Source organism: Nocardia jinanensis (assembly GCF_014645735.1).
GTDB lineage: Bacteria > Actinomycetota > Actinomycetes > Mycobacteriales > Mycobacteriaceae > Nocardia > Nocardia jinanensis.
In genome coordinates this window covers 157,808-175,539 of sequence record NZ_BMMH01000001.1, presented here as the reverse complement: position 1 = coordinate 175,539, position 17,732 = coordinate 157,808, and the positions used below count along the sequence as shown (strand labels likewise).

Below are 17,732 nucleotides of genomic sequence, written 5' to 3'. Positions count from 1 at the left end.
GAGGCCACCGCACCCGACGGCACCCGGTCACGCGGACGGGTGGCCGGAACCGACGGTTATCGGCTCACCGCGGTGATCGCTGTCGAAGGAGCCCGCCGGCTCGCCGCCGGAGACCGCCCTCGGGGCGCACTCGTGCCCGCCCAGGCATTCGACTCGGCAGCGGTGCTGTCACGGCTGTGCGGAGTAGATGTTCACGCCGTCGCGCTCCTCGGCGCCGATGGTGTTCCGGGCGGCGAGTACATCCAGATGGGCCATGGTCTCGCAGGTCGCGACCATCTGGTTGAACGTATCCAGCGTCGAGAACGGGCGTTCCCGGCGGGTCCAGCTCAATGCCCGGGCCACCTCCAGCCCGGTGCACGGTGCGAGTTCGGTGACCGCGGCACGGATCTGGCCGAACCGCCGGTCGTGATGGTCCAGTAGTTCCCGGGCGCGTCGGCCGACGCTACCGCCGTCCGGGCCGTGGGCCGGGAGCATGGTCTGATCGTCGTTGTCGCGCAGCATTTCCAGTGAGTGCAGGAAATTGGCCAGCGGCAGTTCCCAGACACCCAGTTCGAAGCCGATCGACGGGGTGATCGTGGGGAGCAGGTGGTCGCCGGTGAAGAGCAGTCGGCGGGCCGGATCGTGGAACACCACGTGTCCCTTGGTGTGGCCGGGAGTGGCGAGGACCTCCAGGTCGTGGCCGCCGAGTCGCAGCGGGCCCGGGCGCAGCCAATGATCCGGTGCTTCCCAGTCCGCGGGATCGAAGGGTTCGCCGACGCTCTCGGCGTGGGCGCGCGCCGCGATACCGGCCGCGCCCGCGCGGCGAAGTTCCCGCAGCGAGCTCTCCGGCACGTTGTTACCGAGCTCTCGAATCTCTTGCAGGCCGCCGGATTCCGCCGCGCCCAGCTGCACCCGGCAACCGGTCCGGCGGCGTAGTTCGACCGCGAAGGTGTAGTGGTCGCGATGGATGTGGGTGACGAGCACATCGTGGATCTCGCCTGGGGAGCGGCCGATACGCGCGAGCCCGTCGGACAGTTCGCGATAGGTGTGCGGGCGGTGCCAGCCGCCGTCGATCAGTACGAGGCCGTCGTCGGTGTCGAGGGTGTAGACATTGACCGCGCGCAAGCCGTCCTGGGGTAACTCCAGTGGAATGCGATGGATACCCTCGGCGACCGGATAGCAGCCGGGTTCGGCCCAGTGGGCGGTCATTCGCCGCTGCCGGCCGCGGGCACCATCGTCTGCTCCGCGCCGTACCAGATCATGCGGCGGCCGCGCATCGCGCCGACATTGCGCACGGCCTCTTTCCATTCCGGGCTCGCCAGCGCGGCGTCCAGTGCCTCCCGCGATGCGAAGCTCAGGATGGACAGGCCGTCCCATCCGGCGGACCGCTCGTCGAAGGTGTCGAGCAGTTCGGTGTGCTGCCAGCGCAGCAGGCCGGGGAGCGGATAGGTCACCTCGGCGTGTTCGCCGCGCCACCAGTCGATGAACTGCTCATGGGTCCAATCGCTGGGGCGCGCCGCCAGAACGATGAGGTTGTACATCCCGGTATCCTAACTGAATTCTGTTTGGTTTCACAGGGCGTGCGACGGCGCGCTCCCTCCGCTCGGCGGAGTTACGCGCGCACCATCCGCACCACGGTGTCGGTGACTGTTTCGGTGATCTCGGCCAGCGTGAGCGTGCCGTCGGGGCGGTACCAGCGCCATACGCTGATCACAACCGCCAGGACCAGCCGGCCCTGTATGCGTGGATCGGCATCTGCGAAATCACCGGACTCGATACCGCGGGCGATGAGGTCGGTCCAGTTCTGTTCGATTTGCTGGACCAGTTCGCGCGAACGCAGCCGTTCGGCTTCCTCTTTCTCGGATTGGCGCGGCGCGGCGAGCAGATCCATATGGTTCTGCAGAATCCGCCGCTGTAACGCGTCGATGGGTTCGGCACGCAATGCTCCGGCCACGGCCGCGCGGAGCGCTTTCTCCGGATCTTCCGCACCCGCGGTGGCCGCCACGAAACGGTCGACGGAATCGGCCAATTCCAGGCGCATGATCGTCAGCAGGCAGTGTGCTTTCGATTCGAAATAGTGGTAGAGCGCGGTCTGGCCGATTCCGACCTCGTCGGCGATCGACGCCCATTTCGTATGCTCGTAACCGATTCGTCCGAATTGCTCGATTGCCGCGGTCAGGATGCTGCCCCGCTTGGATCGCGGGCTTTCCCGCCGAGCTCCGGTATCAACGGTCATGAGTGAAGTGCCCCCAGGATTCGACTGTATGGATGCTTCAACTCTACCCCACCTGATATGAACTCGAGTCGGCTGCGGCCATCCGCGCGGCGAGCCGGACCGCGTCCGGCCGGGACAATTTTCCCACCCGATTCTGCGGAAGGTCGGCCACGGAGAACAGATATTCGGGCCATTTGAATTTGGGAAAATCCGCGGCCGCGAGTCGCGCGGTCACCGTCTGCAGTGTCAGCTCCCCGGTATCGGCGACGACCAGCGCCGCGGCGCGTTCGCCGAGCAGATCGTCCGGTACCGGGACGACGCATACCTGCACCACACCCGGTATCGCCGCGATCGCGGCCTCGATCTCGTTGATATCGATATTTCGCCCACCCCGGATGATGATCTGCTTCTGGCGGCCCATCACCCGGATGGAACCGTCCACCGCCACCTCGACCAGATCACCGGTCGGCAGGAAACCGTCGTCGGTGAGCGCCGGCGCTACCGGGACGCCGTGGCGGGCGTAGCCGACGAACAAGGACGGGCCCCGCACCTGCGCGTCGCCGATCTCCCCGGCGGGGAGGGCGGCGCCGCTCTCGTCGACAGCGCGCACAACTGTTCCGGGGAACGGGCGCCCGTCGCGTCCCAGCCGGATCTCCGGTGGATCATCGAGCCGCGGTGTGGTGTGGCCCAGGCATTCCGACATACCGAAGACCCGCAGGAAGGTGGTGCCGAGCTTCTCCTCGGCCTCGGCGAGGGCCCGCTGGTTCATCGGCCCCCCGCCCACGGTCATCGCCCGCAGTGCCGCCAGGCGCCCGCTGCTGTTCTCCACCACCGAGAGCTGTAGCGCCATGGTCGGTACCAGCATGGTCCAGGCCACCCGGTGCCCGGCCATGGTGTCGAGAGCCGCGGCCGGGGACCATCGGCCGACGGCGACCATGGTGGCGCCCAGGAAAGCCGGTAGGTACATGCCGAAACAGAACGCGGCCACGGAGGACAGCGGTACGAATGCGCCCACCGTCTCACCCGGTCGCAACCCGACGGCGTCGATGGTGCTGCGGCAGGCGTAGCGGATGGCGTCCTCGGATTGGACCACGCATTTGGGACGGCCGGTGGAACCGGAGGTCATCGCGATGGCGCTACCACCGTGCCAGCGCCGGACCGGCCCGAACCGTGCCTCGCGTGCCAGCAACAGATGATCGGCGAAGGCGGTGACGCGGCGGGAGTAGATGTCCTCCGGCGCTTCCCAGCGGCGCAATGCCTCCGGTTCGCCGATCACCAGATCCGGATCGATATCCTCGAGCGCCAGCCGGAACTCCGATTCGGTCGCGTGCGGACTGAACACGGCGACCACGCCGCCGCGCAATCCGACCGCGAGCGCCGCGGCGAGGGTCCGCCAGGTGTTGTCGGCCTGGATCAGGACCGTGGGCGCGCGGTCGTCGATAGCCGCTATCCGCTCCGCCAGGGCGTTCGCCGTGGCCACGATCTCACCCAGGGTGTGCTGTCCGAGCTCGTCGATCACCGCTATCTCCGCCGGTGTCCGCCGCGCCCGCTCGAGCATCTCCGCTGCCAGTACTCTCATCGCCCGTTCCTCGTGCCGCTGTGCTCTCTGTTTACTCGTCGCCGCGCTGTCGCGGGGCGGAATGCCCTCGTCACGCCGGTGGCACCAGGACGGCGCGGCCGGTGATCCCGCCCGCGCGCAGCCTGCGGTACACCTCGACCGCTTCGGTGAGGGGGAAGGTCTGCGCGGTGACGTGCAGTACGCCCCGGCGGGCCAGCTCGACCACCGCCACCAGATCCGACCGCGGACCCCAGAAGGGCGCCGTGACACCCCAGCCCATGGCCAGGCCCACGTCCTTGCCGACCTCGAGCCGTCCGCCCGCACTACCGACCACCACCAGCCGCCCACCCGGGGCGAGCGCTGATCCGGCCGGGCCGACGGTGTCGGGCGCGCCCGCGAAATCCACGATCAGATCCGCGCCTTCGCCCAGGTCGCCGGTCGCGGAACCGATATCGGGGAACACCGCGTCCGCGCCGAGCCGGCGCGCCTGCGTGCGCGCATCCGGCCGGTTGTCGACGGCGATGATGCGGCCGGCGCCGAATTCACGGAGTATCTGGACGGCGAGATGGCCGAGCCCGCCTACCCCCACCACGAGGCATACGCCGCCGGAATCGATCAGATCGCGATGTTCGCGTACGGCGTGATAGGCGGTCAGGCCCGCGTCCGCGAGAGGCGCGCAGACCACCGGGTCCACCCCCCGGGTCCGGACCAGGAACCGGCCCGCCGGCACGATCATCGCCTGGGCCAGCCCGCCCGGATGGCCGAGTCCGTTGCCGATGGGGACCCCGCGGCCGTCGGATCGCAGGCGCAGACAGTAGTTCTCCCGCCCCCGCGCGCAGTTGCGGCACGCACCGCAACTCCAGATACCGTGGACCACCACGCTCTCCCCGATCCAGCCACGGTCGGCAAACGGTCCCGCGTCGATCACGGTGCCCGCCACCTCGTGTCCGAGGGTGAGGGGCAGTGGATAGTCGAAACCGCCGGCGGCGGAATCCATCACGTGCAGATCCGAGCGGCACAATCCGGCCGCCTCGACCCGCACCAGCAGCTCCTCGCCGCACGGGCGCGGGGTGGGGATCTCACGGAGTTCGGGTTCGGACCCCCACGCGGTGAGCTGGACGGCGAGCATCAGCGGGCCGTCCAGCCGCCGTCGACCACGACGGTCTGCCCGGTCATATACGACGAGGCGTCCGAGGCGAGGAACAGCACCGCGCCGTCGACCTCTCCCGCGCGGCCGCCCCGGCCGAGCATGGTGTTGCGCCGGACCCAGCCCGCCGATTTCTCGTTGCTGAACAGTCCGTCGGTCATCTCCGTATCGAACCAGCCCGGGACCACGGCGTTCACCCGGATACCGCGCCGGCCCCACTGACCGGCGAGTTCGCGGGTGAGTCCCAGGGTCCCGGCCTTGGACGCGGCGTAGCTCGCGCCGCCGATCGGCGCCGTCGAGACCAGGCCGATCACCGAGGAGATATTGATGTAAGAGGCGCGTTCGCCGTCGGGCAACCGGGCCGCCGCGCAGGTGGCGAGGTGGAAACCGGCGAGCAGGTTCAACTCCAGGATCGCGCGGAATTCCGCATCGGTTTCCTGCTCCGCCTGCGGCGGCCCGGCCCGGCCCGCGTTGTTGACCAGGATGTCCAGGCGTCCGGACTCCGTATAGCAGCGGTCCACCAGGGCGGTGCGGTCCTCGTGCAGGGTCACATCGCAGGGCACCGGCACGATCCGGGGATCGGCCCGGGCCAGTTCCCGTAACCGGTCCACTCGGCGGGCGGCCGCGTAGACGGTGGCGCCCGCACCGGCCAGCGTACGGGCGAAGCCCAGGCCCAGCCCCGACGAGGCGCCGGTGACCACCGCGACCCGTCCGCTCAGCCCGAACAGGCTCTCCAGTGTTCCGGTCTCCGGTCCGGCCGTCTGTGTATCCATCAGTACACCGCGGTCCGGCCGCCGTCGACCGGGATGAGGGCCCCGGTCGTGTACCCGGCGGCATCGCTCGCCAGATGAACGACCAGCCCGGCGATCTCCTCCGGCCGCCCCAGCCTGCCCGCGGGCAGCCGGTCGACGATCTTGCCGACGAACTCCTCGTCCCAGTGTTCGGCCATCTCCGTCGCGAAACCCCCCGGCAGCACACAGTTCACCCGTACCGACGGCGCGTATTCCTGCGCGAATGCCATGGTCAGCGCGTTGAGGCCGTTCTTGGCGGCGGCATACATCGCCTCCGGCGGGCTCGGCCGGATCGCGCCGATACTGGAGATATTGACGATCGATCCGCCGCCCGCGGCGGCCATCCGGGCACCGGCGACCGCCATCAGCCGGAACGGTCCCTTCAGGTTCACCTCGAGGGTTTTGTCCCACAGCCCCTCGGTCACCGACACGAGGTTCTCGGCGAGCGGCGCGATCCCGGCATTGTTGACCACGATGTCGAGACCACCGAATTCGGCGACGATCCGGTCGACGGCGGGTTCTATGCTGTCCCACCTGCCCACATGCAGTTCCAGTGGATACGCGTCGCCGGGACCGTCGCCGAGCGCGGCGATCGCCGCTTCGCAGGCCGCGAGCTTGCGGCTGGAGACGATCACCGTGGCGCCGGCGTCGCGCAGCCCGCGGGCGATCGCCAGACCGAGTCCACGGCTCGCGCCGGTCACCAGTGCGATCTTTCCGGTCAGATCCGTTGTGCTCATCGGTATTTCTTCACTTCCAGACGCGCGATGGTGCGCAGATGTACTTCGTTGGGGCCGTCGGCGATCTGTAGGGCCCGGGTGATCGCGTGCATCCGGGCCAGCACCGTGTCGTTGCTGACACCCGCCGCGCCGAAGGTCTGCACCGCGCGGTCGACCACGGCGTGCGCGACCTCCATGGCGGCCACTTTGATCGCGGCGACCTCCGAGCGCGCCGCCGCATTGCCCGCGGTATCCATCAGCCAGGACGATTTCAGGACCAGCAACCGGATCTGGTCGATCTCGATCCGGCTGCGGGCGATCCACTCCCGCACTACTCCGCGGTCGGCGAGTGGGCCGCCGAACGCGATGCGTTCCAGCGATCGGCGGCACATCAGTTCCAGTGCGCGTTCGGCCATCCCGATGGCCCGCATCGCATAGTGCATCCGGCCCGGGCCCAACCGGCCCTGCGCGATCGCGAATCCGTCGCCCTCGGCGCCGAGCATATTCGCCGCCGGCACCCGGACATCGGTGAACTGCACCTCGCCGTGACCGAGCCGGTCGTGGAAACCGAACATCGGCAGATCACGCAGAACTTCGATTCCCGGTGCGTCCGCCGGGACCAGGATCATGCTCTGCCGACGGTAGGGCGCCGCTTCCGGACCGGATTTACCCATGAAGATGACGAGTTGGCAATCCGGGTCGAGAATGCCGGAGATGTACCATTTGCGGCCGTTGAGAACGTAGTCGTCTCCGTCGCGGCGGATGGTCGAGGTGATATTGGTGGCGTCGGAACTGGCGACGGCGGGTTCGGTCATCGCGAAAGCCGACCGGATCTCACAATCCAGGAGCGGGCGCAACCATTGCGTTTTCTGTTCCTCGGTGCCGAACATGGCCAGGATTTCCATATTGCCGGTATCGGGTGCCGAACAATTGATCGCCTCGTTGCCGATGATCGACCGGCCGACCATTTCGGCGAGCGGGGCATATTCGAGGTTGGTGAGCCCGGCGCCCAATCCGTCGTGGGTCATGAATAGATTCCACAGACCCGCCTCCCGGGCTCGGGCCTGTAATTCCCGCATGATCCGCGGCTGTTCGTGCGGATTATCCGCGGCCGCGATCTGCGCGTCGTAGATCGGCTCGGCCGGATAGATGTGGTCGTTCATGAAATGTTCGAGCTTGTCGAGCAGGTCCTGGGTGCGAGCGGAGTAGGAGAAATCCACAGTGCGGCTCCTGAACTGGGGGACCTCAACCGGCGAGCAGCGCGGTTCCGGTCTCGATGAGGCGGTCGATGGTGGCGGGCAGTTTTTCCTGGTCCGGGTCGTGGTGCCGGCCCTCGCGATGCCGACGCAGGTTATGACCCATGATGGCGGCCATTTTGAGGCGGCCGAGGGCGTCGAACCAGGTGAGCTCGGGCAGCGCGGGTCCGCCGGTGCGGTAGTGGTCCACCAGTTCGGCGGCGCTCGGCAGGCCGGGCACTGTGCGGCCCACCTCGGGAAAATTTGTGCCGTCGGCGAAGACGAGGAACCAGCCGAGCTCGACCCGCGGATCCCCGGCACTCCAGATCTCCCAATCGATCAGCGCGACCGGTTCGGTGCCGGCGGCGATGATATTGCCGAGCCGATAATCGCCGTGCACCAGGGTGGGGGCCAGCGGCTCCGGGATCCGATTGCCGAGCAACTCGAGTAGACGGTCACCTCCGGTAACCAGTTCCGGCGGTACCGCGCCGAGAGTGCGGGCCCAGCGGGCGAGCTCGTCGGCCGGGGTCAGGGCTGCTTCGATGCCGGGAACGGTGCCGAGGGCGACCGCGTGCAACCGGGGCAGCACCTCCGCGGCGCGGCGCATCCGGGCCGCGGCGATCTCCGGCGCTACCGCCGGGTCGTCCAGTACCGGTTCCAGCGATTCCCCGGAGACGAATTCCATGGCGAACCAGGCGGGCTCGCTGTCGTCCTCCACGACGATGCGCGGCACCGGGACCTCGGTCGGCGCCAGCGCGCGCATGATCCGGGCCTGGCGCAACATATCGTGGCGGCCGATCGCTTCGCGCCCTTCGGGTACCGCCTTCACCACGTAGGTTCCGTCGGTGGTCACCGCGCGATAGGTGAGTCCCGAGTGGCCACCGGGCAGCCGCTCGAATCCGGTGAGCTCGGCTCCCGACTCGGCGGACAACCGTTCGCGGACACGGTGTTCCAGTGTCATTGGCGCGGCTCCTTGGGCAGGCCGAGCACCCGCTCGGCGATGATGTTGTGCTGGATCTCGTCGGTACCACCGGCTATCCGGTAACCGGGCGCCCCGAGGATGTGCTCGGTCCAGGAGAAGGTTCCCCAGCGTCCCGAATCGGCGACCAGGTCCCGGCCGAGCAGTAACCGCACGACCTCGGAGGTGCGGGCCATGGTGTCGGTGGCCAGCAGTTTCCCCGCCGAGGCCTCCGGCCCGGGATCCCGCCCCGCGACCACCGCCGCGGCGACTCGCATACCCGCCACCCGCTGTACATAGCTGCGGGTGACCAGATCGGCGACCCGGTCCCGTTCCAGATCCGACAGCTCACGCCCCAGGTTGCGGGCCAGCGCCACGGCCCGGTCGGCATTGGCCAAGCCGAGAGTCGCGCCGTCGAGGCGTTCGGCGGCGAGCACGGTCAGCGCGACAGGCCAACCTTTGCCGACCGGCCCGAGGCGCAGTCCGTCGTCGAGCACCACACCGTCGAGGTAGACCTCGTTGAACGAGCTACCGCCGGTCATCTGGCGGATCGGCCGGATGGTGACGCCGGGCGAATCCATCGGGACCAGGAAAACGGTGAGGCCCGCGTGTTTGGCCGCCGTCGGATCGGTCCGGCAGACGGCCACACCCAGGTCGGCGACTCTGGCACCCGAGGTCCACACCTTGTGGCCGTCGAGGGTCCAGGTGCCCTCTTCAGCACGGGTGGCCCGGGTCCGTACCGCCGCCAGATCGGAGCCCGCCTCGGTCTCGGAGAAGAGCTGGCAGGCGATCAGATCGGTACGCAGCATGGCCCGGACATAGCGATCCCGCTGTTCCGAGGTGCCCCACTGCTCGATGGTGGGAGCGACCAATTGCTGTGTCACCGAGAACATTTCGGTGCGCCGCGGTACCTCGAACTCCGCTTCGGCTCGGCGGAACGCGAGCACATACGACATCGGCAATCCCCGCCCGCCGTATTCGGCGGGCCAGTCGAGCGGGCCCCATCCCGCATCGAATTTGGTGCGTTCGTAATCGCGGATCGCGTCGGTGTGCCGGCGTTCCTCCGCGGCGGTCCAGTTCTCGAATACGGCGACCGAATCGTCACCGTGACCCCACGCGGCTTCGGTGCGGGGCGCGGCGACCTCGCGCAGCCAGGTCCGGGCCGATTCGGTGAACTCCGCGAGATCCGGAAGTGTCCGTGTACTCATGTGCTACCTCGACCTCAAACCGAAAGGACTGTGCAGGCGCTGATCCCGGGGGCGCCGTAGACGTGGGTGAAACCGGTGCGCGGACCGGTGGGAACTTGCCGCTCGCCCGCCGCACCGCGCAGTTGGGTGACGATCTCGTGGACCTGCCGCAGCCCCGAGGCGCCGATGGGTTCGCCGTTGGCGATACAACCGCCGTCGGTGTTGATCGGCAGCCGGCCGTCGATTTCGGTGGCCCCCGCGGCGATCATCTCCTCCTGCTCGCCGTGCACGCAGAACCCACATTCGGCCATATGCATGATCTCCGCGCCGCTCTCGGTGTCCTGGAGTTGGGCGACGTCGATCTCGCTCGGCCCGATCCCGGCCTGTTCGAAAGCCGCCGCGGCGGCATCGGCGCTGACGCTGGTCGGTTCCCCGGTGCCCTGGACCGCGGGGCTGAACACCTCGAACGATCCGAAGCGGCGGGTGCGATGGCTGATCGCCCGTAACCGCACCGGGCGGCCCCCGAGCCGGCGCACGGCGGCCGCGCTCGCGACGACCACGGCCGCGCCGCCCTCGCCCGGCGAGCAGAACATGAACTTGGTGAGCGGATCGTTCACCATCTCCGCCGCCGCGATCTGCTCCGCCGATACCGGTTCGCGCCGCCAGGCATTGGGATTGCGGCTGCCGTTGCGGTAGGCCTTCGCGGCGACTTCGGCCAGCGTCGCGGCGGAAATATTGTGTTCGCGCATGTAGCGGCCGATCTTGGCGCCGAAGAACTGGGTGGTCACCATGAGACCGGCCGATCCGTACCCCTCGGGCAGTCCCCAGTCGGCGGGGACCGGATCGAATGCGCCGCGCGGATGTTTGTCGAAGCCGACCGCCAGCGCGATCTCGGCGGCACCGGAACGTACCGCGTTGACCGCGGCGAACAGAGCGCTACCGCCGGTGGCGCAGCCGTTCTTGACGTTGGTGAACGGGATACCGGTGAATCCGAGTTCCGCTACCAGGGTGTCGGCGAGTCCGGAACCGTCGCTGCCGCCGACGGCGACCTGGATATCGGGCCAGGTCAACCCGGCGTCGGCCACCGCCGCCGTGATCGCCTCCACCGCCATCTGCCGGCCGCTGACCCCCGGCTGCCGACCGAAGCGCGACAGCCCGCTGCCGATGATCGAAACCTGTTCTGTCACCGGTCCTCGCTCTGCTGGATGGAAGTGATGGCGAAACGGGGGACCGGTGTGACCGCGACCAGTCGCACCGGCGCCCGGTCCAGGGTGGCGAAATCGTCGCAGTCGAGAATCGCCTCGACCTTGATGCCCTCGGGCAGTTCGACATAGCCGACCGCGTACGGGGTGAAACCCTCGGCGGGAACGACATACGGTGGCGATTTCGGTGGGAACCGCTGGACGGTGTAGGCCCAGACCACCCCTTCATCGCTCAGCGACAGCGGATCGGCCGTCGGCCGGGCGCAGCGCGCGCAGGTCGCGCTCACCGGGTAGCCGACCGTCCCGCACTCCCGGCACCTGCTGCCTTCCAGGGTAGGTCTCACCTGCTCACCCATCTCGTTCCTTCCGATGTCTCTATGCCGGTGGATGGTTCAGCGGCCGACCCACTTGGGTTCGCGCTTCTCCAAGAAGGCATTGACGCCCTCGCGCGCGTCCTCGGACTGCAGGGCGTTGCCGACCGCCAGGTGTTCCATCACCATCAGCGACTGGATATCGGCGTCCAGACCGCGGTCGATGGTCATCTTGGTGAGCTTCATGGCGAACGGGCTCTTATCGATGATGGGCGCGATGAAATCGGCCACCAGGGTGTCCAGTTCGGCGGCCGGGGCGGAGGCGTTGATGAGGTCGAAGTCCTCGGCTTCCTTGCCCGAGAGCAGTTTGCCGGTGAGCATCAGTTCCTTGGTCTTGCGGATACCGATCATGCGGGGCAGGCGGTAGATCGGGCCCGCACCACCGAACAGCGCGCGGCGGATATGGAAGTCGCCGATCTTGGCATCGTCGGCGGCCACCGCGAAATCGCAGGAGATCATCAGTTCGAAGCCGCCCGCGGTGACGTATCCCTCCAGCACCGCGACCGAGGGGGTGTTCATGGAGTAGAGGCGATCGCAGACCTTCGCCGAGAGCACCGCGACATCCATCGCGTTGGTCTTGCCGACGTAGTTCTCCCGCAGCTCGTCGAGGTCGAAGCCCGAGCAGAAGGTGTTGGCCCGGCCCCGCAGCACCAGGACCTTGAGGTTCGGGTCGTTGTCGACCTCGACGATGATCTCGTCGAGCCGGTGCAGCAGCTCCACGGTGACCGCGTTCTTCTTGTGCGGGCGGTTGAGCCAGACACGCGCGATATCGCCGTCTTTCTCCAGGACGATGTGGTCGGTGTCAACCATCTCGGGGCCTCTTTCGTTGTCCGTTATTGAACTGGATTCACTTCAGTTGTACTCGACGGCGCGGGGCGCGTCAATACGGATGCCCGCACCTGTTTCCGGTCGTCAGATGCCGATCAGATCGGCGATGCGCGCACGATGGGTTCGCGAATCACCCTGCGCTGCTTCATTTCCGAGCGCTCGTCGAAGATATGAGTGCACGGGATGCTCCCAGGTGAAGCCGACGCCGCCGTGTAGTTGCACTGCTTCCGACGCGGCCAGGACGGCCGCCTCGGTGCACACAGCGCCCGCCACCGCGACAGCCAAGCGCGCGGAGCCGGGGTCCTCGGCGTAGACCGCGGCGGCATATCGGGACGCCGATCTCGCACGTTCCACTGCGACGAGCAGGTCGGCCAGGCGGTGCTTGACCGCTTGAAAGGAGCCGATCGGCCGCCCGAACTGATGTCGTGTGCCGACGTAGTCGACTGTGAGTTCGAGGAGCCGGTCGACGATGCCGGTGTTCTCGCAGGCCGTGGCCAGGGTGGCCAGATCGTGCAGTCGTGCGGTCGCTGCCGCGGTCGATCCGGGCGTGGTCAGTGCGACGGCCGGGCAATCCCGCACGATCAGATCCGCCTGGCGGCGGGTGGGGTCGAGGACTTCGCGTGGTCTGCGGAGGGTCCGCGGCCCGAGTCGCAGGGCGAAGAGCCGGCGGCCATCGGGTGTATCCGCCGAGGCCACCGCGATATCGGCGGTCGCTCCGCCCGGTAGGTGCGTGATCGTTCCGTTTACCAGCCAGCCCTCCGCGCCCGGGTGGGCGTACAGCTCGTCGGTGCCGGTCTCCAGCGTGCTCATTGTCGCGAGCGATCGGCCGGCGAGTACCTCGGGGAAGGAGCCGGCGGTATCGGTCGCGGCCGTCAACAGCGCCTGAGTGCCGAGTACCGCCGAATTCAGGACGGGCTCGCAGACCAGTGCCCGCCCGCATTCCTCGAGGATGATCGCCAGCTCGGCGGTGCCGTAGCCCAGCCCGCCGAATTCTTCCGGCACGGCGAGCGTGGTCACCGACATCTCGTCGACGAGTTGCCGCCACAGCGGTTCGGAGTATCCGGTGCCGGAATCCGCCGCCGCGCGCACCTGCTCGATACCGCTGTGCTTCGCGAGCAGTGCCCGCAGTGTTTCGCGCAATTGTTCCTGTTCCGGCCCAGGGGTGAGGGCCGCCGGTTCCGCCCGCGGCCACGGGGCTTCGGCGACGGATGCTGAGGTCGGGGACATGATTCTCCCGTTGATTTGAGTTGAATTCGGTTGAGCTGAGCGTAGCGGTTCATGGTCTCGACAAGAAGTGGTTTGCTGAACTAAGTTCATTTCATGAGTTACGTGATCGAGGACTACTACGCGATCGTCGACAGCGGCAGGTTGCGGGACGCGGTGGCGTTACTGGCCGAGGAGGTGGATTTCGCGATGGTCCTGCCCACGGGAGTCAAGCGCGATCGAGGCCGCTCGGCCATGTTCGCCTATCTCGACGGGCGGCCGCCGGTGAACCGCAAACACGTCCTGTCGCGGGTGGCCGCCGCCGGTGATCTCCAGTTCGCCCACGGCGCGGTCACCGAGAACGACACCGTGACCACCGGTTATTTCGTGGCCGCGATGCATCTGGACGCGGCCGGTCTCGTCGACCGGTACCAGGTCACGTTCAACGCGGATTTCGCGCTCGTACCCCGGTCCGCCAATGAAGGAGAGCAGCGATGACGACGAATGTGGCGGTACTCGCCCGCTGGTTCGCCTATATGGATTCCGACGATCCGGACCGGGTGCTCGGCATGATCTCCGACGATTTCACCATGTCGGTGCAGTTCTCCCAGGGCGCGGGCAAGAGCGCCGAATTCGTGGGGGACCGCGAAGGCCTGGTGTCCTATCTGGCGCAACGTGAGAAGAGCACGCTGGTCCATCACATCGATGTGGGCTCGGTGGTCGGTGAATACGAACTCGTACTCGGCCGCACGACCCGTGACGGTGCCTTCGAGGCCTCGTTCAACGCGACCGCGCAACTCGACGCCGCCGGTGCGGTACGCCGCCTGCTCATCGCGCGGACACCGGAGGTCTCGTTCACCCGCTGACCGGCGCGGCGGCCCGGGATCGCGCGACCCCGGCCAGATCATCCGACGGCCAGATCATCCGAGGAGGACCACCGATGAATCGCCGGCTCTGTCTGGCCCGCCGACCGGCCGGGAAACTGACTACCACCGATCTCGTCCTGATCGACGAACCCGTGCCGGTGCCCGGCCCCGGTGAGGTGCTGGTGCGCAATACCTGGCTCTCGATCGATCCCTCGATCCGCATCCGGCTGGCCGAAACCACCCCGGACGGATACCTCCCCCCGCTGCGGCCGGGTGATGCGCTCAGCGGCCTCGCCCTCGGGGTCGTCGCCGAGACCCGCAATCCGGACTACGCCGTCGGCGATCTGGTCTCGCACACCCTCGGCTATCGCGAATTCGCGGTGGTGGGAACCGGTGCACAGACCCTCGGCGGCTACGGTGCCCCGACCCGGGTCGATCCCGGAGATCTGCCGCCGCAATGGTTCCTCGGCCCGCTGGGTAGTGCCGGGCTCACCGCCTATGTGGGTCTGGTCGAGATCCTCGAGCTGAGCGCGGCGGACACACTGTGGGTGTCGTCGGCCGCTGGTGCGGTGGGCGCGGTGGCGGCGCAACTCGCGGCGCTGCGCGGCGTCACGGTCCTCGGCTCGGCGGGCAGCCCGGACAAGGTCGCCTATCTGCGCGACGAACTGGGTATCGCGGCCTTCGACTATCACGAACCAACCCTCGCCGAATCGCTGGCCGCTCTGGCGCCCACCGGTATCGACGCCTATTTCGACAATGTCGGCGGCGACCATCTCACCGCGGCGCTCGACGCGCTGCGCCCGCAGGGCCGGGTGGCGCTGTGCGGCGCGGTATCGGGCTACGACGGCGCCGCCCCGGCCGGGCCGCCGAATCTGTTCACCATGGTGGCCAAGGGATTACGGATGCGAGGATTCCGGGCCGGTTCCTTCAATTATCTCGAACAGCCGATGCGCGTGGAAGTCGGTGGTCACCTCGCGGCGGGACGCCTGGTTCACCGGGAGTCGATCTTCGACGGTATCGAGCAGGCCGCCGCGGCGCTGGTGGCGATGCTGGCGGGAGCGACGACCGGAAAGACGTTGTGCCGCTTGGCCTGAGAAGAACCGTGTCGGGCTCGGCCCGCGGTGGTCAGCGATCCCGCTGGATGCCGCCCATCCGTTGTTCGCGCTCCCTTTCGGCGGCGGTGGCGAGGTAGTCGCCGAGTTCGCGGCGCAGGGTCGCGTCGAGCGAACGGGCGAGACTGGTGTGCACCGCGGCGACGCCGAGTTCGCGCATGGTGTTCAGCATGCGCGTGGTCGCGGCGATCTCGTCGTTGGAGCCGGGGAGCCAACCCGGTCCGTGCTCGTCGACGATATGTTTCTTCGCCGCGTTGATGAGCAGGCCGCTGATCGCGTCGATCCGCGTCGCCACCTCGGCGTACACCGAGATCAGCGTGCCCAGCTCCACCCCGTACTCGTGGAGTTCGGTGAACGAGGTGAGCAATTGGGTATCGGTGATCACCACGGTGTCACCGTCCACCCGGACCAGGCCCATCCGGCTCAGCTGCTCGACCAGTTCCTCGGTCTGTTCACCGAGGATGGTGGCCAGCAGTTCCCGGGGGACCTCGAAGGTCTCCTCCTCCGACCAGTTGGCGGTGACGGCGTGCTGTAGTCCCAGCACCTCGGTGAGATCCTTGCCGGTTTCCCAGCTGGTGATGAAATCCGCGATATGCGCGGTGGTGAAACCGCGTTGCAGCAATGCGTCGATCAGCCGGAGCCGCTCCAGATGGGAGTCGTCGTAGATACTGGCCCGGCCGTCCCGGTCGGCCGGCGGCGGGAGCAGGCCGCGTTCCTGGTAGGCGCGGACATTGCGGGAGGTGGTGCCCGCGGCGCGGGCGAGATCGTCGATCCGGTATCGCGCCATGAGTCCGCACCTCCCTCGCCCGCCTACGCCGGGTGATTCCGGCTCGAGAATCCGAGTCTAGCCGCCGGCTAGGAGACCGATACGACCGTCGGCGCGATCCGCGGCTCGGCCGCCACCACCGTGTAGTCGTCGAGATCCACCTCGCGTAACTGGTTGCGGTACTGGGTGGCGAATCCGGGATACATGGTCGCGTTGAACCCGTCCTCGGTGAGGTACCAGCTGCGGCAACCGGAGTTCCAGGTGGTGGCGCCGAGCCTGCGCTGGATGGCCGCGTTGTAGCGATCCTGGCGCTCCCGGCGTACATCGAGGATCCGCAGATCCCGGTCCAGGATGAGGCCGATGGCCCGGACCAGGTAAGCGATCTGCGATTCCATGTACACCAGTGCCGAGTTGTGCCCGGGCCCGGAATTGGGGCCGAAGGTAAGGAACAGATTCGGGAATCCCGAGACCGTGACACTGCGGTAGGCGAACGCGCCGCGCCGCCACTCGTCGGCGAGTACCCGCCCGTCGCGGCCGGTGATCGGGATCGGTGTCCCCGTTTTGGACACCTCGAATCCGGTGGCGAACACGATGCAGTCAGCGCGGTGCTCGATGCCCTCGGCGGTGCGGATCCCGGCGGGCGCGATCCGGGCGATCGGCCAGGTGATCAGCTTGCAGTTGTCGCGCTGTAGTGCCGGGTAGTAGTCGTCGGTCATCAGCAGCCGTTTGCAGCCCGCCCGAAAATCGGGGGTGAGCTGGCGGCGCAGCCACGGATCGGCGACTTGGCGGCGTAACTGCGCCCGGCCGGCCAGTTCGACCACCCGGGTCAGCGGTGTGTTCCAGACGACGCCGAGTGCCACCGATTCGTGCCCGTAGAACCACGCCTGCCGTGCGAGTGTCTCCGCGCCGGGCACATGCCGGTAGAGCTCCTTGGCCAGCGCGCCGGTCCGCCGGTTCACCCGGGGCAGCACCCACCCGGGAGTGCGCTGGAAGACCTTCACCGATCCGGCTCGTTCCACGAGTTCGGGAATGATCTGTACCGCGCTGGCTCCGGTACCGATCACCGCGACCCGTTTACCGGCGAAATCGTATTCGTGGTCCCACCGGGCACTGTGGATCTTGTGACCGGTGAAGATGTCGATTCCCGGGATATCCGGATAGCCGGGTTCGGTGAGCGGCCCGGAGGCCAGCACCACCGCGCGAGCACGCACCGGCTCCGCACCCTCGACGGAGAGCTCCCAGGTGCCGGTGTCCTCGTCGAACACCATCGCGGTGATGTTGTGCCGGAACCGGATATGTGGGCCGATACCGGATCGCGCGACCATCGATTCGATGTATCCGAGGATCTCGCCGCTGCCCGAATAGGTATGCGACCACTCCGGGTTCGGCGCGAAACTGTACGAGTAGAGCCGGGAGGGGATATCGCAGGCGGCGCCGGGATAGGTGTTGTCGCGCCAGGTTCCGCCGACCGCGGCACCGCGTTCGAATACCGCGAAATTCGTGATGCCCCGGTCTCGCAGCCGGATGGCCGCGCCGATACCGGCGAATCCCGCACCGATCACGGCGACATCGAGCGGGGCTGTGCTGGTCGTGGTCAT

General features: G+C 67.9%; 19 protein-coding genes. 3 read left to right on the top strand and 16 right to left on the bottom strand.

Translation table 11 applies throughout. The features are described 5' to 3' along the window. Positions 1–168: 168 nt before the first annotated feature. The 14 genes from IEY68_RS00805 to IEY68_RS00740 form a co-directional block, all read right to left on the bottom strand. The gene (locus IEY68_RS00805) at positions 169–1,188 is read right to left on the bottom strand and encodes an MBL fold metallo-hydrolase (RefSeq protein ID WP_058855743.1); all 1,020 of its coding nucleotides are present in this window, start codon (positions 1,186–1,188) and stop codon (positions 169–171) included. Next, positions 1,185–1,520 carry an EthD domain-containing protein gene (locus IEY68_RS00800; RefSeq protein ID WP_058855744.1) on the bottom strand — a complete coding sequence of 112 codons (336 nt, stop codon included), beginning with the start codon at positions 1,518–1,520 and terminating at the stop codon, positions 1,185–1,187. The genes IEY68_RS00805 and IEY68_RS00800 overlap by 4 nt, the downstream gene beginning before the upstream one ends. Before the next feature lie 71 nt (positions 1,521–1,591). Beyond that, the gene (locus tag IEY68_RS00795) at positions 1,592–2,215 is read right to left on the bottom strand and encodes a TetR/AcrR family transcriptional regulator (protein ID WP_058855745.1); all 624 of its coding nucleotides are present in this window, start codon (positions 2,213–2,215) and stop codon (positions 1,592–1,594) included. Between the two features lie 43 nt (positions 2,216–2,258). Beyond that, positions 2,259–3,773 carry a class I adenylate-forming enzyme family protein gene (locus IEY68_RS00790; RefSeq protein ID WP_058855746.1) on the bottom strand — a complete coding sequence of 505 codons (1,515 nt, stop codon included), beginning with the start codon at positions 3,771–3,773 and terminating at the stop codon, positions 2,259–2,261. Positions 3,774–3,843: 70 nt separating this feature from the next. Continuing rightward, a complete protein-coding gene (locus IEY68_RS00785; protein ID WP_058855747.1) occupies positions 3,844–4,881 on the bottom strand; it encodes an NAD(P)-dependent alcohol dehydrogenase in 1,038 nt (345 codons plus the stop codon). Further along, complete coding sequence (locus IEY68_RS00780; protein ID WP_058855748.1) at positions 4,881–5,672, bottom strand: SDR family NAD(P)-dependent oxidoreductase; 792 nt, start codon at positions 5,670–5,672, stop codon at positions 4,881–4,883. The genes IEY68_RS00785 and IEY68_RS00780 overlap by 1 nt, the downstream gene beginning before the upstream one ends. Next, positions 5,672–6,427, bottom strand: a complete 756-nt coding sequence (locus tag IEY68_RS00775) for an SDR family NAD(P)-dependent oxidoreductase (protein ID WP_058855749.1) — start codon at positions 6,425–6,427, stop codon at positions 5,672–5,674. Before IEY68_RS00775 ends, IEY68_RS00780 begins: the two co-directional genes overlap by 1 nt. Beyond that, positions 6,424–7,626 carry an acyl-CoA dehydrogenase family protein gene (locus IEY68_RS00770; protein WP_058855750.1) on the bottom strand — a complete coding sequence of 401 codons (1,203 nt, stop codon included), beginning with the start codon at positions 7,624–7,626 and terminating at the stop codon, positions 6,424–6,426. Before IEY68_RS00770 ends, IEY68_RS00775 begins: the two co-directional genes overlap by 4 nt. Before the next feature lie 25 nt (positions 7,627–7,651). Continuing rightward, on the bottom strand, positions 7,652–8,602 hold the full coding sequence (locus IEY68_RS00765; protein WP_058855751.1) for a phosphotransferase family protein: 951 nt from the start codon (positions 8,600–8,602) through the stop codon (positions 7,652–7,654). Next, positions 8,599–9,807 (bottom strand): acyl-CoA dehydrogenase family protein, encoded by a 1,209-nt coding sequence (locus IEY68_RS00760; protein WP_058855752.1) that lies wholly within the window; start codon positions 9,805–9,807, stop codon positions 8,599–8,601. Before IEY68_RS00760 ends, IEY68_RS00765 begins: the two co-directional genes overlap by 4 nt. 14 nt (positions 9,808–9,821) lie before the next feature. Then, a complete protein-coding gene (locus IEY68_RS00755; protein ID WP_058855753.1) occupies positions 9,822–10,973 on the bottom strand; it encodes a thiolase family protein in 1,152 nt (383 codons plus the stop codon). Then, positions 10,970–11,344, bottom strand: coding sequence for a Zn-ribbon domain-containing OB-fold protein (locus IEY68_RS00750; protein ID WP_058855754.1), 375 nt, complete (start codon positions 11,342–11,344; stop codon positions 10,970–10,972). The genes IEY68_RS00755 and IEY68_RS00750 overlap by 4 nt, the downstream gene beginning before the upstream one ends. Positions 11,345–11,380: 36 nt before the next feature. Continuing rightward, entirely contained in the window at positions 11,381–12,169 is a 789-nt protein-coding gene (locus tag IEY68_RS00745) for an enoyl-CoA hydratase/isomerase family protein (RefSeq protein ID WP_058855755.1), read from the bottom strand. Positions 12,170–12,271: 102 nt separating this feature from the next. After that, positions 12,272–13,414: an acyl-CoA dehydrogenase family protein gene (locus tag IEY68_RS00740; protein ID WP_058855756.1), complete on the bottom strand. Its 1,143-nt coding sequence runs from the start codon at positions 13,412–13,414 to the stop codon at positions 12,272–12,274. A 93-nt stretch (positions 13,415–13,507) separates the two neighbouring features. Here IEY68_RS00740 and IEY68_RS00735 point away from each other — a divergent pair, with 93 nt between their 5' ends. The 3 genes from IEY68_RS00735 (at position 13,508) to IEY68_RS00725 (ending at position 15,350) form a co-directional block, all read left to right on the top strand. Beyond that, the gene (locus IEY68_RS00735; RefSeq protein WP_058855757.1) at positions 13,508–13,888 is read left to right on the top strand and encodes a hypothetical protein; all 381 of its coding nucleotides are present in this window, start codon (positions 13,508–13,510) and stop codon (positions 13,886–13,888) included. Next, entirely contained in the window at positions 13,885–14,256 is a 372-nt protein-coding gene (locus IEY68_RS00730) for a hypothetical protein (protein ID WP_058855758.1), read from the top strand. Before IEY68_RS00735 ends, IEY68_RS00730 begins: the two co-directional genes overlap by 4 nt. A 74-nt stretch (positions 14,257–14,330) precedes the next feature. After that, the gene (locus IEY68_RS00725; RefSeq protein WP_058855759.1) at positions 14,331–15,350 is read left to right on the top strand and encodes an MDR family NADP-dependent oxidoreductase; all 1,020 of its coding nucleotides are present in this window, start codon (positions 14,331–14,333) and stop codon (positions 15,348–15,350) included. A gap of 31 nt (positions 15,351–15,381) precedes the next feature. Here the strand turns inward: IEY68_RS00725 and IEY68_RS00720 are convergent, their stop codons facing one another. Continuing rightward, a complete protein-coding gene (locus IEY68_RS00720; RefSeq protein ID WP_058855760.1) occupies positions 15,382–16,155 on the bottom strand; it encodes a MerR family transcriptional regulator in 774 nt (257 codons plus the stop codon). A gap of 68 nt (positions 16,156–16,223) precedes the next feature. Next, positions 16,224–17,732 (bottom strand): flavin-containing monooxygenase, encoded by a 1,509-nt coding sequence (locus tag IEY68_RS00715; RefSeq protein ID WP_058855825.1) that lies wholly within the window; start codon positions 17,730–17,732, stop codon positions 16,224–16,226.